A 16,940-nucleotide genomic window follows, 5' to 3' on the forward strand; every position below is an offset into this window, starting at 1 on the left:
TTCTTTTACACAAAATAGACTTTTTCATAATCTAACCCGATGTACAACCCTTCTGTGAGATTTCCGCGTCGACATCTCTTATTAGAGTTGTCGAACAATAAAAATATCTCTCGCTCTTCCTTTAATAGGACAAACGAAAAACAAGAGACGGCTCGATTGTAAGGGGATGTCGTAGAGAGCCCTTACTGGCAGGTTATATAAGTAAGTAGGGGTATCTGTTTTTCAGGATATTATTAGCTGGAGGGTTCTAACTTGCCTGCCTCTTTAGTATTTCAGATTTAAAATATTTATATGGTATTTCTGTCTGAATGCATTAAATTCAGACAGAAATACTACAATCAATATAGGTTGGTGGTTACAAACAATATTAAAATTTCACAAATAACCACTGATAAAAGCTGTTGGAATAGAGCTTACACTTTTGCAATGCAGTCTGCGATTACATCAGAGAACTTTTTATATATAGACCTTTTATAATGTGCCCCTCCTAGCTCATCAGTAAGATCTGCGTCTGTTTTTACGTAATCATTAATGTCAATATAATCATATTCATAAGCCTCAGCTAGCGGCTTGACGATAGAATTGATACTACTCCACAATTCAACAAGCCTAGGAAGATTGCCGATTTTTTCATTCAGGCCAAGAATAATAACTTTTTTCTGAGCATGCTTTAATCTTGTAAAAATGTGTATCACATCGTTTTGAAATTGCTCTTTAACAATATCGCTATTTCTAAAACCGCCGATGAATTCGTAATTTTCTTTGAAATAATTCCACTTTTCTTCAGTTGTATCCGTTAAAAAGTCTTTTACATCATCATAAGCAAGAGAAGTGTAATCTGCATCACATGCGTCTGTTCCAGGGAACATATACATGCAACGTAGGCTCAAAATCAGGCCTGTTTCTTTATGTCTGTATGAACTCATAAAGCCTTCTTGACTGAAGGAGATAACATACACATCTGATTTTTCTTGTATAATATCGCTATTATAACGATTGAAATCCGGCCCAGGAGTTTTCTCTAGGATTGTGCGGATATCCAAATCACTTTCTTGATCTTTATAAAGACCTAAACTGCGGGCATTTGTATGTACTTCCCACGGGTGCACAGAATAATTAAATTCTTCAATCGTCTCAAATTTTGTCTTGAGGAAGAAAGAAGTCATTGCAAGATCACAAGCACCACGCAGGCAAACCTGCAAAGAGTTTAGTGATGAATCGTCTTTATGAGAATCTTGGGCGTTTGCATCATCGCATAAGGTAATCCAATCTACTTTTGAAGGATTATTTAAATCAGATGCCGTAGGTGGCTTTATGTCTATATGTTTGCGGCCAAGTTTATTCCAGACGTATTGTTCAACGCCCATATTCATAATGCGGCATGAAAATAGGAAATGCTGCATATATCCAGGCTTTGCGAAATAAAAACCTCAAATACCATAATCACCATAAATATCGGAGACTTTATATATCCAAAATCTGAAAAGAATTCTTCAGAAACTTCTTTTTCAAAAAGTTTACGCGCTTCTTCAACGTCTTCAGGCCATCTGTTTTTGGTAAAGTTTAATTGGTTTGTGCGGTTTACCAATTCATGAATACGAGAAAATTCTTTTTCTACATCTGTATGAAAACTGATTCTTATATTGCTACTTCTTAAAAATTCTTCATTATCACCGCCAATTTTTTCTTTATCGCTTTGTTTAGATTCAAGTATACGATAAGCTTTCAGTCGTTTGTGCTTTAGATCTGGCTTGCCGCGGAAAATTGGATTTTCTTGCCAATTTTTAATAATGTCTGGTTCAGCAACTCTAATACCAGGAACGGCGGCCTTAACTTCATTGAGATTCATTAAATTATCATCAATGAACAAAATGCTTTCTGGGCGAAGCTGAATTTTTTCTACAATATCTTTAACTTGTGGGCCCTTGGGGTTCCAAGAAATTCTTGCAAATACAAAATCGTCCCATACCCCCAGACGTTCTAGCATTTCACGCGTATCTTTATATGTATTTTTTGAACATATTGCGTTTACAATACCGCGGTTATTAAGCTCTCTGATCATATGAAGGGTATCAAGTCGAAGTTTAACTTCCCCTTCAGACAATGTTCCTTCCCAGAAAGTATCATCTAAGTCCCAAATAACGAGACGGACAGTTTCTTCTTTCTCGGAATCATCTTGTTCTGTTTGTTTTTTGCTTATTTGAGTAAGGTAAAAGCATTTATCTTTGAAATATTCATGCTTGGCAAAACTACGAAAGAAAAACTTTCCATTTTGCTTTTCAAGAACCTGAAAATTCCACATCAAAGTTTTATCACTACGGAAAATCTTCAGACCATCGTCTGAAAGGCTCCAAGTGCTCTCATTTGCTGAGTAAAAACCTTCTATTGTACCAGTCTCAGAAAATTGGAAATTAGTTGAACAAACTCTTCCATCGGCATAACGCCATTCCCACACGGAATCTATTAGATCTTTTTCAGAAAAAAATCTTTTATAGATGGGATAACAAACATTGGCCTATAATCTCCAAACAGTATCTACTAAATACCTATAGACGTTACCCAAAAGGCAGGAAAGAAGGAAATAAACCCTACTATGATCCAAGGTCTAGTAGGGGGTAGGGTATGTTGGCAAACAGCTTGCAGCGGCGAAATTGCGGAAGCTCATGAAGGGCAGGGCGGTCTTACCGGAATGAGTGGCAATAAGGCACATCTGCTAGAACCTAATGCACAACAGAATTTAATCTTAACAATTATATTATGATTTCTTTAAAATTTCTGGATGATGCATTTTACGCATAGCGTGAGACTTTTCATGGTGAGCCATGTGACGTGTGGTCTTTACGGCAGCTCTCGCAATTATCGGGGCTAGGAATAAGACATGACGCATATTTCTGTGGCTTATTTGTTAGAGGGTCTCTCTGATCATGGGGAGTAAGTATCCAAGCTATTTTTTTGTTCATTGGAAATGAGACGCGAACACTCCACACTATCGTGGAGTTTTAGCCTTCTAGGCTGTGGGCCGCTGGTTCGAAACTAGAAGAGCGCGCCAATTTTTTCCTAAAATACAAGGTGCGGCAGGCGTTTGTGTGCGCTAAAGCCGGATGTGTCTTTTTATGCTTTGTTTGAAAGTGCTGCCATGCTTACGGTTTTGCATCGTCTTATCCTGCCAACAGAAGGGCTGGAGCAATGCGATGCAATGTATGCGCGTCCTGCGCTGCCAGAGCGTGTGGCGAATACATCTTCCCAAGCTTTTCGGCTACAGGCCGGGCAGACATTTACCTTTGATACATTTTACAATGCGTTTTCCGTAAAAAAATGGAAGCAGACGGGTGGTGTAAGCCGCTTATCATTGAGCGTGCACATACGCGGGCAAGGTGAGGTCACACTTTTTCATCGTTCCACTGCTGATGTTGTCACTCCTCTTTGGAGCAAAGAAATTGAAGGCGAAATACGCTGCTCGGAGGAAATATCGGCGTGGCCTGCATTATCTGAAGGTTTGCTATATTTTAGTGTAACCGCCAAGGCAGAGTGCACGGTAGAGACAGTATATTTTGCAACATATTCGCCTATGGTGCAGGTGCCGCAGTTGGGTGTTGTCATTACGCATTTTAATCGGCAGCAATATGTGCGTAATTCCATCCAGCGCGTGCAAAAGGCGCTCTTGCAAGATCCTGTTTATCAGGATGTGATCCATTTTATTGTTATAGATAATTCAGCCAACCTAGATCCGGCAGAGGTGCCGGGGGCCAAGGTTATCAAAAATCACAATTATGGCGGCAGCGGTGGTTTTGCGCGTGGCCTCTTATACCTGCAGGAGCAGGGCACATTTACCCACTGCCTCTTTATGGATGATGATATTTCCTGCGAGGTTGAAGCCATTCGGCGCTGTTACGCCATGTTGGCCTATAGTGTGGATAAGCACATAGGTTTGGCAGGCACTTTGTTGGATGATCACAAACCATGGAGCGTGCAGGAAAAAGGAGCCGAATTTTCTGGCGGTGTTTTCCGTCCATTGCATGAAGGTGCGGATGTTAGGCCGGTAGAAAACCTGCTCAAGCTAGAGCAGGATATTGGCAAGCCCGTTTATGGTGGCTGGTGGTTTTTTGCGTTTCGGTTGGATGCCGTATCAGCCTACCCATTTCCCTTTTTTGTAAGGGGGGATGATGCGCTCTTTGGCCTGATGAACCATTTTAATATTGTCACGGTAAATGGTATTGCCTGTTTTTCCGAGCACTTTCTCAGCAAGGAAAGTGCTTTTACCCGCTACCTGGGAATGCGTGCGTCCTTGGCTATTTATCTTATGGCGGGGCAGGGACGGACTTTACCAGCTTTGAAAATGATGGGTCTGGCTTTTTTATGGTGTGCGCTGTCATGCAGATATCAGAGTGCGCATGCTATTTTGCTGGCATTTCAGGATATCAGCAAAGGGCCGGATTTTTGGCAACAAAATCTGGATTTTATGCCCATTGCCAAGCGTATCCAAAAAGAAACCCTGCAACGTAAAGACCTAGCATATTTTCAATCAATGCCTTTCCGTTATGAAGGCAAGCCAGAAACACGCATACGGAAGTATATCAGGCTTATAACTCTGAATGGGCATCTGTTGCCGCAATGGTGTTTACGGAAAACGCCTGTATATGTTGGAGAATATACACGTGGTTTGCTGGGGTTGATTTTTAGCTACCAGCATATTGTTTATCGCAAATATGAAACTCAGGATATTTTTGAGGCCCAACTTAACAGGTCCCAATTTTTCAGTCTTTTAGGGACGTTTGTAAAAGCTAGCCTTGCTTTTATTTTACGATCTTCTGTTGTTAGGCGTTCCTACCGTAAAAAACTGCCAATGCTAACAAGTAAAGCATTCTGGCAAAATATTTATCGTGCTCAGCCCAAGAGTGATTCAGGTCATTAATTATTCTTTCATCTCTATTTCTGTGCCGCAGTATAGCTTCTGTTCAGTAAATTGTTTATCAGTGAATCATAAAACTAAAGCACGGCAAGGCTAAGTACTATACCGTGTAAAAAGACTGAGGAAAAGGCTGTAAACATATGACCTTCTGTGTTGTGGGCGCTGGATTTAGTGGTGCTGTTATTGCCCGTCATTTGGCAGAGCGTGGCCATAAAGTAGTGGTTGTGGATGAACGTTCTCATATTGGCGGAAACTGTTATACAGAGCGCGATGCTGAAACCGGTGTTATGGTGCACAAATATGGGCCTCATATTTTCCACACCGCTGATGAGCGCACATGGGCTTATGTGCAGAAGTTTGGTACGTTCAAGCCTTATGTAAACCGTGTGAAGGCCATTTCTAATGAGCATGTTTACACGCTGCCTGTTAATCTGCTGACCATTAACCAGTTCTTCGGTACAACAATGGGGCCGAAGGAAGCGCGTGCTTTTATTGAAAGCAAGGCAGATAAAAGCATTACAAACCCTCAGTCCTTTGAAGAACAGGCGCTGAGCATGATTGGCCCGGAACTATATCGGGCATTTTTTTATGGATATACGCGCAAGCAGTGGGGGTTAGAGCCTACGCAGCTGCCCGCATCCATTCTCAAGCGCCTGCCTTTGCGCTTCAATTATGATGATAACTACTTCAACCATCCGTATCAGGGCATGCCGGAAGAAGGTTATACTGCCATTGTGCAGAATATCCTGAACGTTGAAGGCATTGATGTGCGGTTGGGCTGTTCTTTTGAAAGCCTAGAAGAAGATTTTCAGCACGTATTCTATACAGGCCCGATTGATCGGTATTTTGGTTTCCGTTTGGGCCGCTTGGGTTATAGAACGCTGGATTTTGAACGCTTTGTAGATGATGGTGATCATCAGGGTACAGCAGTTATCAACTACTGTAATGAAGAAGTGCCCTATACGCGTATTTCTGAGCACAAACACTTTGCCCCGTGGGAGCAGGACAAGTTCTCCAAAACTGTTTGTTTCCGTGAATACAGCCGTCTGGCAGGTGAAAACGATATTCCTTACTATCCTATTCGCTTGGTAAACGAAAAGAAGATGCTCGAAAGCTATATCGAGCTCGCACGTGCAGAAAAAGATGTGTCCTTTATGGGCCGTTTGGGCACGTATCGTTATCTGGATATGGATGTGACCATCAAGGAAGCTCTGGCTGCGTGCGATGTCATTGATACGGCATTACAGGCATCTGCGCTCTCGCTTCCAGCATTTTTTGTTGACCCTACCTAAAAAATAAGAGGCCCGTTTTTACGGGCCTAAACTACTCCATAAAGGTGAATCATGGCTTCTTTTGTCGAAAATATAAAAGATGCCTTTTCAGCATCTTTTAGGGTTAAGGGGGTTTATTTTTTATACTTACTGTCTTTTTTGTATGTACTTCCTATTTTGTTAAGTGATGTCTATTACATGGATGACTATGATAGGGTCATTTATGGATATGGTTGGTCACAGGATGGTCGTTTTTTTGCAAATGCGATTATGTGGCTTTTGAATCTGAATTTTGCATCTATTAGAGTAAAACAAGTAGATTTATTTCCCTACACAACAATAATTTCATCGTTAATTCTTGTATTTTCAGGAATATTAATATGTAATTCAATGAAGATATTAAGGAGAAAATGTTTTTCTATCGCGCCTTTATTTATAATGATTTCACCTTTTATGCTTGAAAATTTAACTTATAGATATGACTCTTTGATTATGTCGGTATCTGTATTTTTGGTGGTTTTTCCTTTTATTTTTATTGAAGATAGAAAGCTTTTTTTTCTAACTTCTGTTATTTCTCTTATGTTGGCTTGGATGACTTATCAGTCTACCGTAGCTGGATATGTTTCTTTATGCGCTATTTTTGCGACGAAGTTTGTACTTGAGAGAAATTTTATAAAATCAGTTTCCATATTAACGTATGGAATGGCTGCTTTTGTTGGCTCAACGCTTTTCTATGAAATTATTTTAAAGTTATTCCATGTGCAGATTTCATTTGGAAGAAGTGTAAGTATTTTTCAAGAACCTGAAGTCTTTAAGAATTTCTTATTTAATATCAAAAATGGCTTAATTTTCATCAGGCATAATATTGATTTTAGATTTTTTATGTCCGCTCTTCCATTGTTCTGCATGTTTTTGTTTTCTGCATATAAATATATTTCAGTAGAGAAAATAAAACTCGTTTCTGTTTTCTCTATATTTTTTCTGGTTTTCTCTATATTTCTTTGCGGTTTGGGTTTGAATGTTTTCATATTTTATCCACCATGGTGGCTGCGGATATTGATAGCTTTCCCATTTGTCTTTTTGCTTCTTATATTCGTAGCCCAAAAATATGTTCGTTATGAATATATTAATATCGCTGTTGCCTGTATTGCACTCTATTCTTTTAGTCTGTGCGCTACATATGCCTCAGCGTTAAAAGAGCAAAACGAATTTACAAATCAGATTTTGGCGCTAGCTAACCCTTATCTGGTTTCAAATGATCATACGAAAGTCGTTATTGACGGTGAAATTCCTTATGCTCCTCAGGTAGAGTATTCTCGGAGTATTTATAAAATCATAGGAACATTGGTTGATAAATACATACGTGATGGTTGGTATTGGGGCGAACGCAGAATTGGTATGTATGGGTTTGTTGATGAAGTTTTTATTGAGGGGACAGAGCGTAACGATATACTGGCGGAAAAATGTTCATACAATGTATTAACCCGCAACAAGTTTTTTGTTTTGCGCGTCAGAGATAAAATGGCGATAGTCGATTTTACAAAAGCACCCTGTAAATAGTTATTTTTTAGATAAATAAAAGGAGGCTCTTTAAAGGTGGAGGGTTCGAAAAACCCTTTGTCTCTGAGCTGTTCTGTGTGATTCCATTTCTTCGGCGTTGATTGGGGATGGTGGAAGATGAAGCAGCCTGGTTTCTTTGATGTTGAAGAGCGCCTTGCTCGGCTGAGCGGGCTTGGCGATCAGCTGGAGGCCTTTTCCCGGACTGTGGATTTTGAGGTGTTCCGCCCTGATCTGGAGCTGGCTCTGGCCTATTCGGACGGAAGTAAAGGCGGACGTCCGCCGTTTGATCCAGTGCTGATGTTCAAAATTCTGGTCATCCAGACGTTGAACAATTTGTCTGATGAACGGACAGAGTATCTGATCAACGACCGCCTGTCGTTCATGCGCTTTCTGGGATTGGGGCTGTCGGACCGCGTGCCGGATGCCAAAACGGTCTGGCTGTTTCGTGAGCGTTTGACACAGGCGGGTGCCATTGAAAGGCTGTTTGACCGATTTGACGCGACCCTGCGGAACGCCGGTTATCTCCCGATGTCCGGCCAGATCCTGGATGCAACACTGGTGGCTGCTCCAAAGCAGCGCAATACGAACGCTGAGAAAGCGGATCTCCGGGCAGGACGTATTCCAGAAGACTGGCAGGACAAGCCCGCAAAGAGGTCGCATAAGGATCGTCATGCACGATAGACACTTAAGTTCACGAAGGCGAAGCGGCAGGACGATGGAACCATACCGTCGAGCGATCTCGCCATCCCGTTCTTTGGCTACAAATCCCACGTCTTCATCGACCGGAAGTTTCGGTTCATCCGAAAATGGAAGACGACGGATGCCGCCGCCAGTGATGGTGCGCGATTGAGAGAGGGGCTGTTAGATAAAACCAATACGGCCTCAAGCGTTTGGGCTGATACATCTGGAGGGTTCGAAAAACCTTTGACTGAGTGCTCTTGTGCGTGATTTCAGGTTCCTTATCCTGATTTTTGCTCTGCGATTTGAGCAGACCGGGGAGTATCGCCACCGGGGTGACTACGTGCCCGCATTCAACCTCTCGAGGAAGAGGAAGCGGCGCATGTTGTAGACAATATTGGCCAGGCCGATCCTCATTGTGGCCCGGGTGATACCCACTGTTCGGACGAACAGCCCTGTCTGTGATTTCTGATCGGCAAAGACATGCTCGACACGCGAGCGGATCACCGACTTCCCTGCATTGGACCGTTGGATATGGCGTGGCATAGGCTTGAGATGCGGCTTTTTCCTGTGAACCTTCGAGACAAAGCCCTCCTTTTCCATGAAGTCCTCATTGGCTTTCGAGCGATACGCGGTGTCGGCCCAGATGGGGTGGACGGCCTCCCTGCGGCATCAATGTGCCATGATGGAGGTTCACTGACCATCAGGATGAGACCGCCCGTATGAAAGCTAGCATAATTGGCCTTGATATTGCCAAATCCGTTTTTCAGGCTCATGGGGCTGACGCAAATGGAAAGTGCGTTTTCAAGCGCAAGCTTGGTCGCAGTGAAGTTTCAGCATTTTTTGCAAAACTTGACCCATGTGAAGTTGTTCTGGAAGCCTGCGGGTCAGCTCATTACTGGGCACGGGTGATCAGCAGGATTGGTCATGATGTCAGACTGGTTCCTCCTGATCGGGTCAAATCATTTGTCAAAAAAGGCAAGAAAAATGACGCTGTTGATGCGGCTGCGATCTGCATGGCGGCGACTCATCCTGATACGATGTGTGTTCCGATCAAGAGCGAAGAGCAGCAAGGTGTCTTGTCAGTGCATTCTGCCCGCGCTCTTCTGGTCAAACAGCAGACCATGCTGAGTAATGCGTTACGGGCTCTTGCTTCCGAGTTCGGGCTGATAGCCCCTCTGGGCACACGCCATCTGCCAGAACTGATGGCAAAAATAGAGACATCAGCCGACCTGCCTGCTGCCATGAAGCAGAGTGCCATGTTGTTATTTGAGCATTATGAAAAGGTCGCTCAGAGCATTGATGCTTTGGAAGTGCAGATCCGGGCGCGTGCAAAAAGCGATGACGATGCGCGTCGGTTGATGACCATCCCTGGGGTCGGTCCTATAACGGCTTCTCTGATTGTCGCCTCGGTCGCGGATATTGGCTCTTTCGCCTCTGCGCGCCATTTTGCCGCCTGGCTGGGGCTTGTGCCTCGTCAGCATTCTACCGGCGGTAAAACCCGTCTGGGAAGGATTACCAAAACGGGCAATCGGCAGATAAGAACGTTGCTGGTTCTTGGTGCGACGGCCATGCTTCATCGTGCCCATAAGTGGGATAGCGCTGCGGGTCAGTGGCTATGCGAACTCATGGCGCGTCGTCCAAGGCGTCTGGCAACAGTTGCACTTGCCAATAAAATGGCTCGTATCATCTGGGCGTTGTTGTCACGTAAAGAGATCTATCGTCCGGCTGGTGTCAGTGTTTCAGCAGGCTGACCTGCACCAGCAGAACGATGGACACCGGAGCTTGCTCCGGTAGATCCGGCAGTATGTACGAACCGACGTGATGGGAAGACAGTCATTCAGCAACAGTTCAGGCCATACCGTTCGACCGTCTGTGCCCCTGAGCACGTGATACCAGATTGGTGCCTGACACGTGAGCGCACACCCATGATGGCCAGCGCATAAAGTCGCATAAACAGGCCGGACATAAGAGCGCATCTGACCGGGTCTTCACGTTAAATCGGTATGCATCATCCGCCAGTAGAATAATACGTTTTAGAAATGACATCGGGAGAACAATGTGAGGTATTGCGCTTAAACGGCCGTCCACATAAGACCGTTGACGCGGAAATCTCACAGAAGGGTTGTACATCGGGTTAGATTATGAAAAAGTCTATTTTGTGTAAAAGAAATTTTCGTAAGCTATAAGAAAACCCGATGCAGACAGAGTGTAGCGCAGGCGCGTATGAATTTCCAGCCTCCTGTGGACGGCGTGTTGTGGCCCGTTTTGACGGGGGTCGCATGAGTTCGGATGGGGGCGTCATTCTGGTGAAGCAGGCTGATGACATTCTGGGTCTCAGCCGCCGCTTTGCTGCCTGTTTTCGCGATAAGCGGCATCCCGGCTTTGTGGAATACCGGGTTGAAGACCTTGTCCGTCAGCGGATCATGGGCCTGGCACTGGGCTATGAAGATCTCAATGATCACGATGCCCTGCGGCATGACCTGATCTTTGGTCTGGCCTCGGGCCGTCTGTCAGGAGGCCGGGCAAACTGCGCAGCACTGGCAGGAAAATCCACGCTGAACCGGCTGGAGCGCAGTGGCCACAAGGCAGATCGTTACTGCCGCATCATTGCTGATCATGAGGCCCTGGCTACCCTGTTCGTGACGCTCTTCATGGACCAGCATGAGCGCGCACCCGCCCGGATCGTTCTGGATGTGGATGCCACCGATGACCGTATCCATGGCCATCAGGAAGGCCGGGCCTTTCATGGGTATTACGGCCATAACTGCTATCTGCCGTTATACATCTTCTGCGGAGACCATCTCCTGAGCGCCACCCTGCGCACGGCAGACCGGGACCCGGGGAACGAAGCACTGGCAGACATCAGCCGGATCGTGGAGCAGATTAGGAACCGCTGGCCCCGGGTGCGTATCCTGGTGCGTGGGGACAGCGGTTTCGCCCGGGACAGTCTGATGACATGGTGCGAAGACAACCACGTTGACTTCCTGTTCGGGCTTGCAGGCAACACCCGCCTGTATGACCGGATTGCCTCTTTGTCCGCTGAGGTTCGTGACGAAGCCGCCACGACAGGCAGAGCTGCGCGCGGTTTCGCCTCCTTTGACTGGATCACAAAGGACAGCTGGACGCGCCGCAGGCGGGTCGTGGCCAAGGCCGAATGGCGCCACGGCAACCGCTATCATCGCTTTATTGTCACCACGCTACCGCAGGGAATGTCCGACCCCCGCCATCTCTACGAACAGATTTACTGCGCACGCGGGGATATGGAAAACCGCATCAAGGAATGCCAGATGGATCTGTTCTCAGACAGGACCTCGTCCCACACCATCCGGGCCAACCAGCTCCGGCTGTGGTTCTCGGCCGCAGCCTATGTCCTGCTGACCGCTCTGCAAAGACTGGCCCTTGGCCAGACCAGCCTGGAGACGGCGACCTGTGGCACCATACGCGCACGACTGCTCAAAATCGCGACACGTGTAACGCTCAGCGTCCGTCGGATTGTCCTGTTCATGCCGGACATGTTCCCCTGTCAGCACGAATTCGCCCTCGCTCATGCACGATTGCGAAGGCTCCGGCAGGCCATCTGAAGAAACAGACAGTGCACAGACCACATAGCTTCCACCAACACTGCCTTCTCAGGCCGTGACACCCTCACTGCGTTCAGAACCCGCCGCCAGAAGCAGAATATCGTCAATATTCCAGATCGGGCTCCTGTGGGATGACTGAATTCTACAAAATGACCCGAAATTGCCTCAAGTGTGAGAAATCAGCGTTGAGGCCGTATTGGTTTTATCCAGCAGGCCCTCTCTCAATCGCGCGCCATCACTGGCGGCGGCATGCGTTGTTTTCCATTTCCGGATGAACCGGTATTTTCGATCGATGGAAACATGATCTTGTACCAGGAGCGCAAGCGATTTTTGCGGTTTCAGGGAGTCTTTTCAATCCGATTGGAACGACGTCCTGCTCTGATGTTTTCTCCAACGGTATAGCGCTCCAGAATGATGGCTTTTGCTTCAGAGAGGGTGATGCTGTTTCCCTCCCTGTCGCGCACTTCGTAAGGCTTTCCTCGTTTGAGAACGCTGAAGATCCGGTTCACAATACGATTGGCAACGGCACATAAAGCCTGTTTGTGATGATGACCTTTCACTGTCATCAGCCTCCAATAAAGTTCTGCCAGTTCAGGATCTGTTTTTCGTGCCGTATCAGCAGCAAGATAAAGTGCTTGTTTGATGCGGTTATTGCCACCCTGGGTCAGGGTCTGGCCCGCTCGCTCCACACCACCACTATCAGCCCTTCTGGGAAACAGGCCACAAAAACCCCGTAAATGTTTTTCAGAATGAAACCGCTCAATGTTCTGCAAGATACCAATCAGGGTCGGCGCGAGATGACGGCCGACACCCGGAATACTGAGCACAAGACCCTGTGGGTCGAGGTGTTTGTAGAGGTCAGCAATATGCCGCTCAAGATCTCCAACAGTCTGAATTTTCGCCAGAACATTCTTAATTTCCATCGCGATCTCGAACTGCAGTTCCGAAAAATCAATGTGTGTCCCATGAAGGTCCTGAGCGTATTGCGCCGCTTCACGCAACCCTGTGATCAGCGTTTCCACAAAGGGCCCACTGCGCGGATGGTTCCCTCCCGCATGGGCTGCAACATATTTGGCGAGCGTCGTACGACGCGCCTTCAAAACATCCGAGGGGTGAAACCATTTCTGCAACAGGGCCAAAGAGAGCCGCGTTCCTAAGTCGGGCAAGACTGCTTCAAGCCTGGGGGATGCCCAACGAATGAGATCAAGCAAACGCCGCCTGGCATCCGCGATCTCGTTCTGAAAGCGGCTTCTCTGTTTGGTCAGACGTTGAAGAGCGTGGCTTCGTGGATCCGGAATATGGACTGGATCAAGGCGTGGTCCACCAAATGATGGCATGGCCGCCAGGATCTGGGCATCAGCCATATCTGTTTTGGCGTGTTCGGAAAGGTAACTGCGTAGAGCCTTGACCCGCTTTCCCTTGACGCGGGCTACGGTGACGCCAGCATCCGCAAGGTGGTGGGCAACAGGAAACCAGCTCATACCGGTTGGCTCCATGATGGCCTGAATGTGGTCATCCGCCCTCAGCCCCATCACGGCAGTCTGAACAAAGGCGGCAAGTGAGGGCTGATCATGCCTGAAACGAATTGCACGGCCATTAGGGCGGCCATCGTCATAGATCTGAGCGAGGTGATCTCCGCGAATGGCCAGATCAATACCAATGGTACGGAATGTCATGGTCGATCCTTTCTGGTGAGGGAACCAACGCTGCGGTCACAGTCAGGTGTGTCATTCGTGGCCGATCAACTTCACTCAAAGCAGACGCCACAATCATGTTACTCTTGCCCCGTCAGCGCGGCCGGGCCGGGTTCATGCTTCACGAAGACGAGACGATCGGCGGATCTCTCAGGGATTTTAGCCCCGAACCGGCCTGGTTCATCCTGACAGTATAGACCCGGTTCCCGGCATGCCGGGAACCGGGTCTGATCCACAAGCACGTTTTCGAAGCCTGCGCTTCTCTGACTTTCTCCATGGCATCAAACCCGGCACCGCTATCGATACCTGTGATTTGTAACCAAAGAACGGAATGGCGAGGTCCGTGGCCGGGAGCGTCCCGTCCTCCTGCCGCTTTGCCTTCGTGAACTTCAGCGTCCAGCAGGCGTGCCTGTCCTTGTGGGACAGCTTTGCCGGCTTGTCCTGCCAGTCCTGTGGGATCCGCCCTTCACGAAGATCCTCTTTCTCCCCGTTGGTATTGCGCTGCTTTGGCGCTGCCACCAGCGTGGCATCCAGGATCTGGCCGGACATCGGCAGATACCCAGCGTTACGCAGGGTGGCGTCAAAGCGCTCGAACAGCTGCTGGATGGCGCCTGCCTCGGTCAGACGCTCACGAAACAACCAGATCGTTTTGGCATCCGGAACGCGGTCCGAAAGCCCCAGACCAAGAAAGCGCATGAAAGAGAGACGGTCATTGATCAGATACTCCGTTCGGTCGTCGGACAGATTGTTCAGCGTCTGGATGACTAGGATTTTGAACATCAGCACCGGATCAAACGGCGGACGGCCGCCTTTGCTCCTGTCTGAATAGGCCAGAGCCTGCTCCAGATCAGGGCGGAACGCCTCAAAATCCACAGTCCGGGAAAATGCTTCAAGTTGGTCACCAAGCCCACTCAACCGAGCAAGCCGCTCTTCAACATCAAAAAAACCAGACTGTTTCATGAGCCATCCCCCCAATCATCACACAAAAGAGGGAATCACAGAGAGAGACCTAAAACCAGAGGGTTTTTCGAACCCTCCAGCTTATCGCTCGAAAGCGAATGAGGACTTCATGGACAAAGAGGGTTTTGTCTCAAAGGTTCACAGAAAAAAGCCGCATCTCAAGCCTATGCCCCGACATATCCAGAAATCGAATGCTGGAAAGTCCGTGATCCGATCACGCGTCGAGCACGTCTTTGCCGACCAGAAATCACAGACGGGGTTGTTCATCCGAACTGTCGGTATCACCCGGGCCACCATGAGGATCGGGCTGGCCAATATCGTCTACAACATGCGCCGCTTCCTCTTCCTCGAAAGGTTGAACGCGAGCGCGTAGTCATCCAGCGGGACGGCAGTCCCCGATCTGCTCAAAACGCAGATCAAAAGCTACCCCAAAAACCGTCAATCAAATCGCCAAAAGCCTGAAATCACGAGCCAGGCGCATCAACCAACGGTTCTTCGATCCCTCCAGATCGGGCTTGGCAAGACAAACCGGCAAAGTTGTCGCACAAGGGCGGGCACGGTCTATCGCTCAAAAGCCAATGAAAATTTCATGAAAAAGCAGGGCTTTGTCTTAAAGGTTTTACAGGAAAAAGCCGCACCTCAAACTCAACGCGGAAATCTCACAGAAGGGTTGTACATCGGGTTAGATTATGAAAAAGTCTATTTTGTGTAAAAGAAATTTTCGTAAGCTATAAGAAAACCCGATGCAGACAGAGTGTAGCGCAGGCGCGTATGAATTTCCAGCCTCCTGTGGACGGCGTGTTGTGGCCCGTTTTGACGGGGGTCGCATGAGTTCGGATGGGGGCGTCATTCTGGTGAAGCAGGCTGATGACATTCTGGGTCTCAGCCGCCGCTTTGCTGCCTGTTTTCGCGATAAGCGGCATCCCGGCTTTGTGGAATACCGGGTTGAAGACCTTGTCCGTCAGCGGATCATGGGCCTGGCACTGGGCTATGAAGATCTCAATGATCACGATGCCCTGCGGCATGACCTGATCTTTGGTCTGGCCTCGGGCCGTCTGTCAGGAGGCCGGGCAAACTGCGCAGCACTGGCAGGAAAATCCACGCTGAACCGGCTGGAGCGCAGTGGCCACAAGGCAGATCGTTACTGCCGCATCATTGCTGATCATGAGGCCCTGGCTACCCTGTTCGTGACGCTCTTCATGGACCAGCATGAGCGCGCACCCGCCCGGATCGTTCTGGATGTGGATGCCACCGATGACCGTATCCATGGCCATCAGGAAGGCCGGGCCTTTCATGGGTATTACGGCCATAACTGCTATCTGCCGTTATACATCTTCTGCGGAGACCATCTCCTGAGCGCCACCCTGCGCACGGCAGACCGGGACCCGGGGAAGGAAGCACTGGCAGACATCAGCCGGATCGTGGAGCAGATTAGGAACCGCTGGCCCCGGGTGCGTATCCTGGTGCGTGGGGACAGCGGTTTCGCCCGGGACAGTCTGATGACATGGTGCGAAGACAACCACGTTGACTTCCTGTTCGGGCTTGCAGGCAACACCCGCCTGTATGACCGGATTGCCTCTTTGTCCGCTGAGGTTCGTGACGAAGCCGCCACGACAGGCAGAGCTGCGCGCGGTTTCGCCTCCTTTGACTGGATCACAAAGGACAGCTGGACGCGCCGCAGGCGGGTCGTGGCCAAGGCCGAATGGCGCCACGGCAACCGCTATCATCGCTTTATTGTCACCACGCTACCGCAGGGAATGTCCGACCCCCGCCATCTCTACGAACAGATTTACTGCGCACGCGGGGATATGGAAAACCGCATCAAGGAATGCCAGATGGATCTGTTCTCAGACAGGACCTCGTCCCACACCATCCGGGCCAACCAGCTCCGGCTGTGGTTCTCGGCCGCAGCCTATGTCCTGCTGACCGCTCTGCAAAGACTGGCCCTTGGCCAGACCAGCCTGGAGACGGCGACCTGTGGCACCATACGCGCACGACTGCTCAAAATCGCGACACGTGTAACGCTCAGCGTCCGTCGGATTGTCCTGTTCATGCCGGACATGTTCCCCTGTCAGCACGAATTCGCCCTCGCTCATGCACGATTGCGAAGGCTCCGGCAGGCCATCTGAAGAAACAGACAGTGCACAGACCACATAGCTTCCACCAACACTGCCTTCTCAGGCCGTGACACCCTCACTGCGTTCAGAACCCGCCGCCAGAAGCAGAATATCGTCAATATTCCAGATCGGGCTCCTGTGGGATGACTGAATTCTACAAAATGACC

The 16,940-nt window shown here is 48.2% G+C and carries 9 protein-coding genes and 5 pseudogenes; 8 read left to right on the forward strand and 6 right to left on the reverse strand.

Translation table 11 applies throughout. The features are described 5' to 3' along the window. Positions 1–413: 413 nt before the first annotated feature. Together QQM41_RS10320 and QQM41_RS10325 are read right to left on the reverse strand one after the other, a co-directional pair. Positions 414–1,373 carry a hypothetical protein gene (locus QQM41_RS10320; RefSeq protein ID WP_339077082.1) on the reverse strand — a complete coding sequence of 320 codons (960 nt, stop codon included), beginning with the start codon at positions 1,371–1,373 and terminating at the stop codon, positions 414–416. Continuing rightward, on the reverse strand, positions 1,370–2,455 hold the full coding sequence (locus tag QQM41_RS10325; RefSeq protein WP_339077083.1) for an HAD-IIIC family phosphatase: 1,086 nt from the start codon (positions 2,453–2,455) through the stop codon (positions 1,370–1,372). Before QQM41_RS10325 ends, QQM41_RS10320 begins: the two co-directional genes overlap by 4 nt. A gap of 681 nt (positions 2,456–3,136) precedes the next feature. On the opposite strand from QQM41_RS10325, the gene QQM41_RS10330 reads away from it, so the two are divergent. From QQM41_RS10330 to QQM41_RS10345, 4 genes and pseudogenes are all read left to right on the forward strand, one after another. After that, entirely contained in the window at positions 3,137–4,912 is a 1,776-nt protein-coding gene (locus QQM41_RS10330; protein WP_339078103.1) for a glycosyltransferase family 2 protein, read from the forward strand. 137 nt (positions 4,913–5,049) lie between these two features. Continuing rightward, positions 5,050–6,201 (forward strand): UDP-galactopyranose mutase, encoded by a 1,152-nt coding sequence (glf, locus tag QQM41_RS10335; RefSeq protein WP_339077084.1) that lies wholly within the window; start codon positions 5,050–5,052, stop codon positions 6,199–6,201. Between the two features lie 51 nt (positions 6,202–6,252). Beyond that, positions 6,253–7,740: a glucosyltransferase domain-containing protein gene (locus QQM41_RS10340; protein ID WP_339077085.1), complete on the forward strand. Its 1,488-nt coding sequence runs from the start codon at positions 6,253–6,255 to the stop codon at positions 7,738–7,740. 117 nt (positions 7,741–7,857) lie between these two features. Continuing rightward, positions 7,858–8,646, forward strand: a pseudogene (locus QQM41_RS10345) (IS5 family transposase); the annotation flags it as partial. 111 nt (positions 8,647–8,757) lie between these two features. Here QQM41_RS10345 and QQM41_RS10350 read toward each other — a convergent pair. Continuing rightward, positions 8,758–9,066: pseudogene (locus QQM41_RS10350) on the reverse strand (transposase); the annotation flags it as partial. A 74-nt stretch (positions 9,067–9,140) separates the two neighbouring features. Here QQM41_RS10350 and QQM41_RS10355 point away from each other — a divergent pair. Together QQM41_RS10355 and QQM41_RS10360 are read left to right on the forward strand one after the other, a co-directional pair. Continuing rightward, the gene (locus QQM41_RS10355; RefSeq protein ID WP_339077086.1) at positions 9,141–10,172 is read left to right on the forward strand and encodes an IS110 family transposase; all 1,032 of its coding nucleotides are present in this window, start codon (positions 9,141–9,143) and stop codon (positions 10,170–10,172) included. 444 nt (positions 10,173–10,616) lie between these two features. Continuing rightward, a complete protein-coding gene (locus QQM41_RS10360) occupies positions 10,617–12,002 on the forward strand; it encodes an IS1380-like element IS1380A family transposase (protein WP_087651741.1) in 1,386 nt (461 codons plus the stop codon). Positions 12,003–12,170: 168 nt separating this feature from the next. On the opposite strand, the pseudogene QQM41_RS10365 reads toward QQM41_RS10360, so the two are convergent. From QQM41_RS10365 to QQM41_RS10375, 3 genes and pseudogenes are all read right to left on the reverse strand, one after another. Then, positions 12,171–12,308 (reverse strand): annotated as a pseudogene (locus QQM41_RS10365) (IS5/IS1182 family transposase); the annotation flags it as partial. Positions 12,309–12,340: 32 nt separating this feature from the next. Further along, positions 12,341–13,678: an IS110 family transposase gene (locus QQM41_RS10370; protein ID WP_339077087.1), complete on the reverse strand. Its 1,338-nt coding sequence runs from the start codon at positions 13,676–13,678 to the stop codon at positions 12,341–12,343. A gap of 315 nt (positions 13,679–13,993) precedes the next feature. Then, positions 13,994–14,656: pseudogene (locus QQM41_RS10375) on the reverse strand (transposase); the annotation flags it as partial. A gap of 76 nt (positions 14,657–14,732) precedes the next feature. Between QQM41_RS10375 and QQM41_RS10380 the strand changes: the two are divergent. Continuing rightward, positions 14,733–15,029, forward strand: a pseudogene (locus tag QQM41_RS10380) (IS5/IS1182 family transposase); the annotation flags it as partial. A 370-nt stretch (positions 15,030–15,399) separates the two neighbouring features. Then, the gene (locus QQM41_RS10385; protein WP_012812583.1) at positions 15,400–16,785 is read left to right on the forward strand and encodes an IS1380-like element IS1380A family transposase; all 1,386 of its coding nucleotides are present in this window, start codon (positions 15,400–15,402) and stop codon (positions 16,783–16,785) included. The last annotated feature ends 155 nt before the right edge of the window (positions 16,786–16,940 follow it).

This window comes from Acetobacter sp. AC2005, from assembly GCF_037901235.1.
Taxonomy (GTDB): domain Bacteria; phylum Pseudomonadota; class Alphaproteobacteria; order Acetobacterales; family Acetobacteraceae; genus Acetobacter; species Acetobacter oryzoeni.

What these genes read in the sequence shown, in the direction of transcription:
- QQM41_RS10330 (WP_339078103.1), top strand. Translation starts at nt 3,137, where the DNA reads ATGCTTACGGTTTTGCATCGTCTTATCCTGCCAACAGAAGGGCTGGAG.
- QQM41_RS10320 (WP_339077082.1), bottom strand. Translation starts at nt 1,373, where the DNA reads ATGAATATGGGCGTTGAACAATACGTCTGGAATAAACTTGGCCGCAAA.
- QQM41_RS10340 (WP_339077085.1), top strand. Translation starts at nt 6,253, where the DNA reads ATGGCTTCTTTTGTCGAAAATATAAAAGATGCCTTTTCAGCATCTTTT.
- QQM41_RS10385 (WP_012812583.1), top strand. Translation starts at nt 15,400, where the DNA reads ATGCAGACAGAGTGTAGCGCAGGCGCGTATGAATTTCCAGCCTCCTGT.
- QQM41_RS10355 (WP_339077086.1), top strand. Translation starts at nt 9,141, where the DNA reads ATGAAAGCTAGCATAATTGGCCTTGATATTGCCAAATCCGTTTTTCAG.
- QQM41_RS10370 (WP_339077087.1), bottom strand. Translation starts at nt 13,678, where the DNA reads ATGACATTCCGTACCATTGGTATTGATCTGGCCATTCGCGGAGATCAC.
- glf (WP_339077084.1), top strand. Translation starts at nt 5,050, where the DNA reads ATGACCTTCTGTGTTGTGGGCGCTGGATTTAGTGGTGCTGTTATTGCC.
- QQM41_RS10360 (WP_087651741.1), top strand. Translation starts at nt 10,617, where the DNA reads ATGCAGACAGAGTGTAGCGCAGGCGCGTATGAATTTCCAGCCTCCTGT.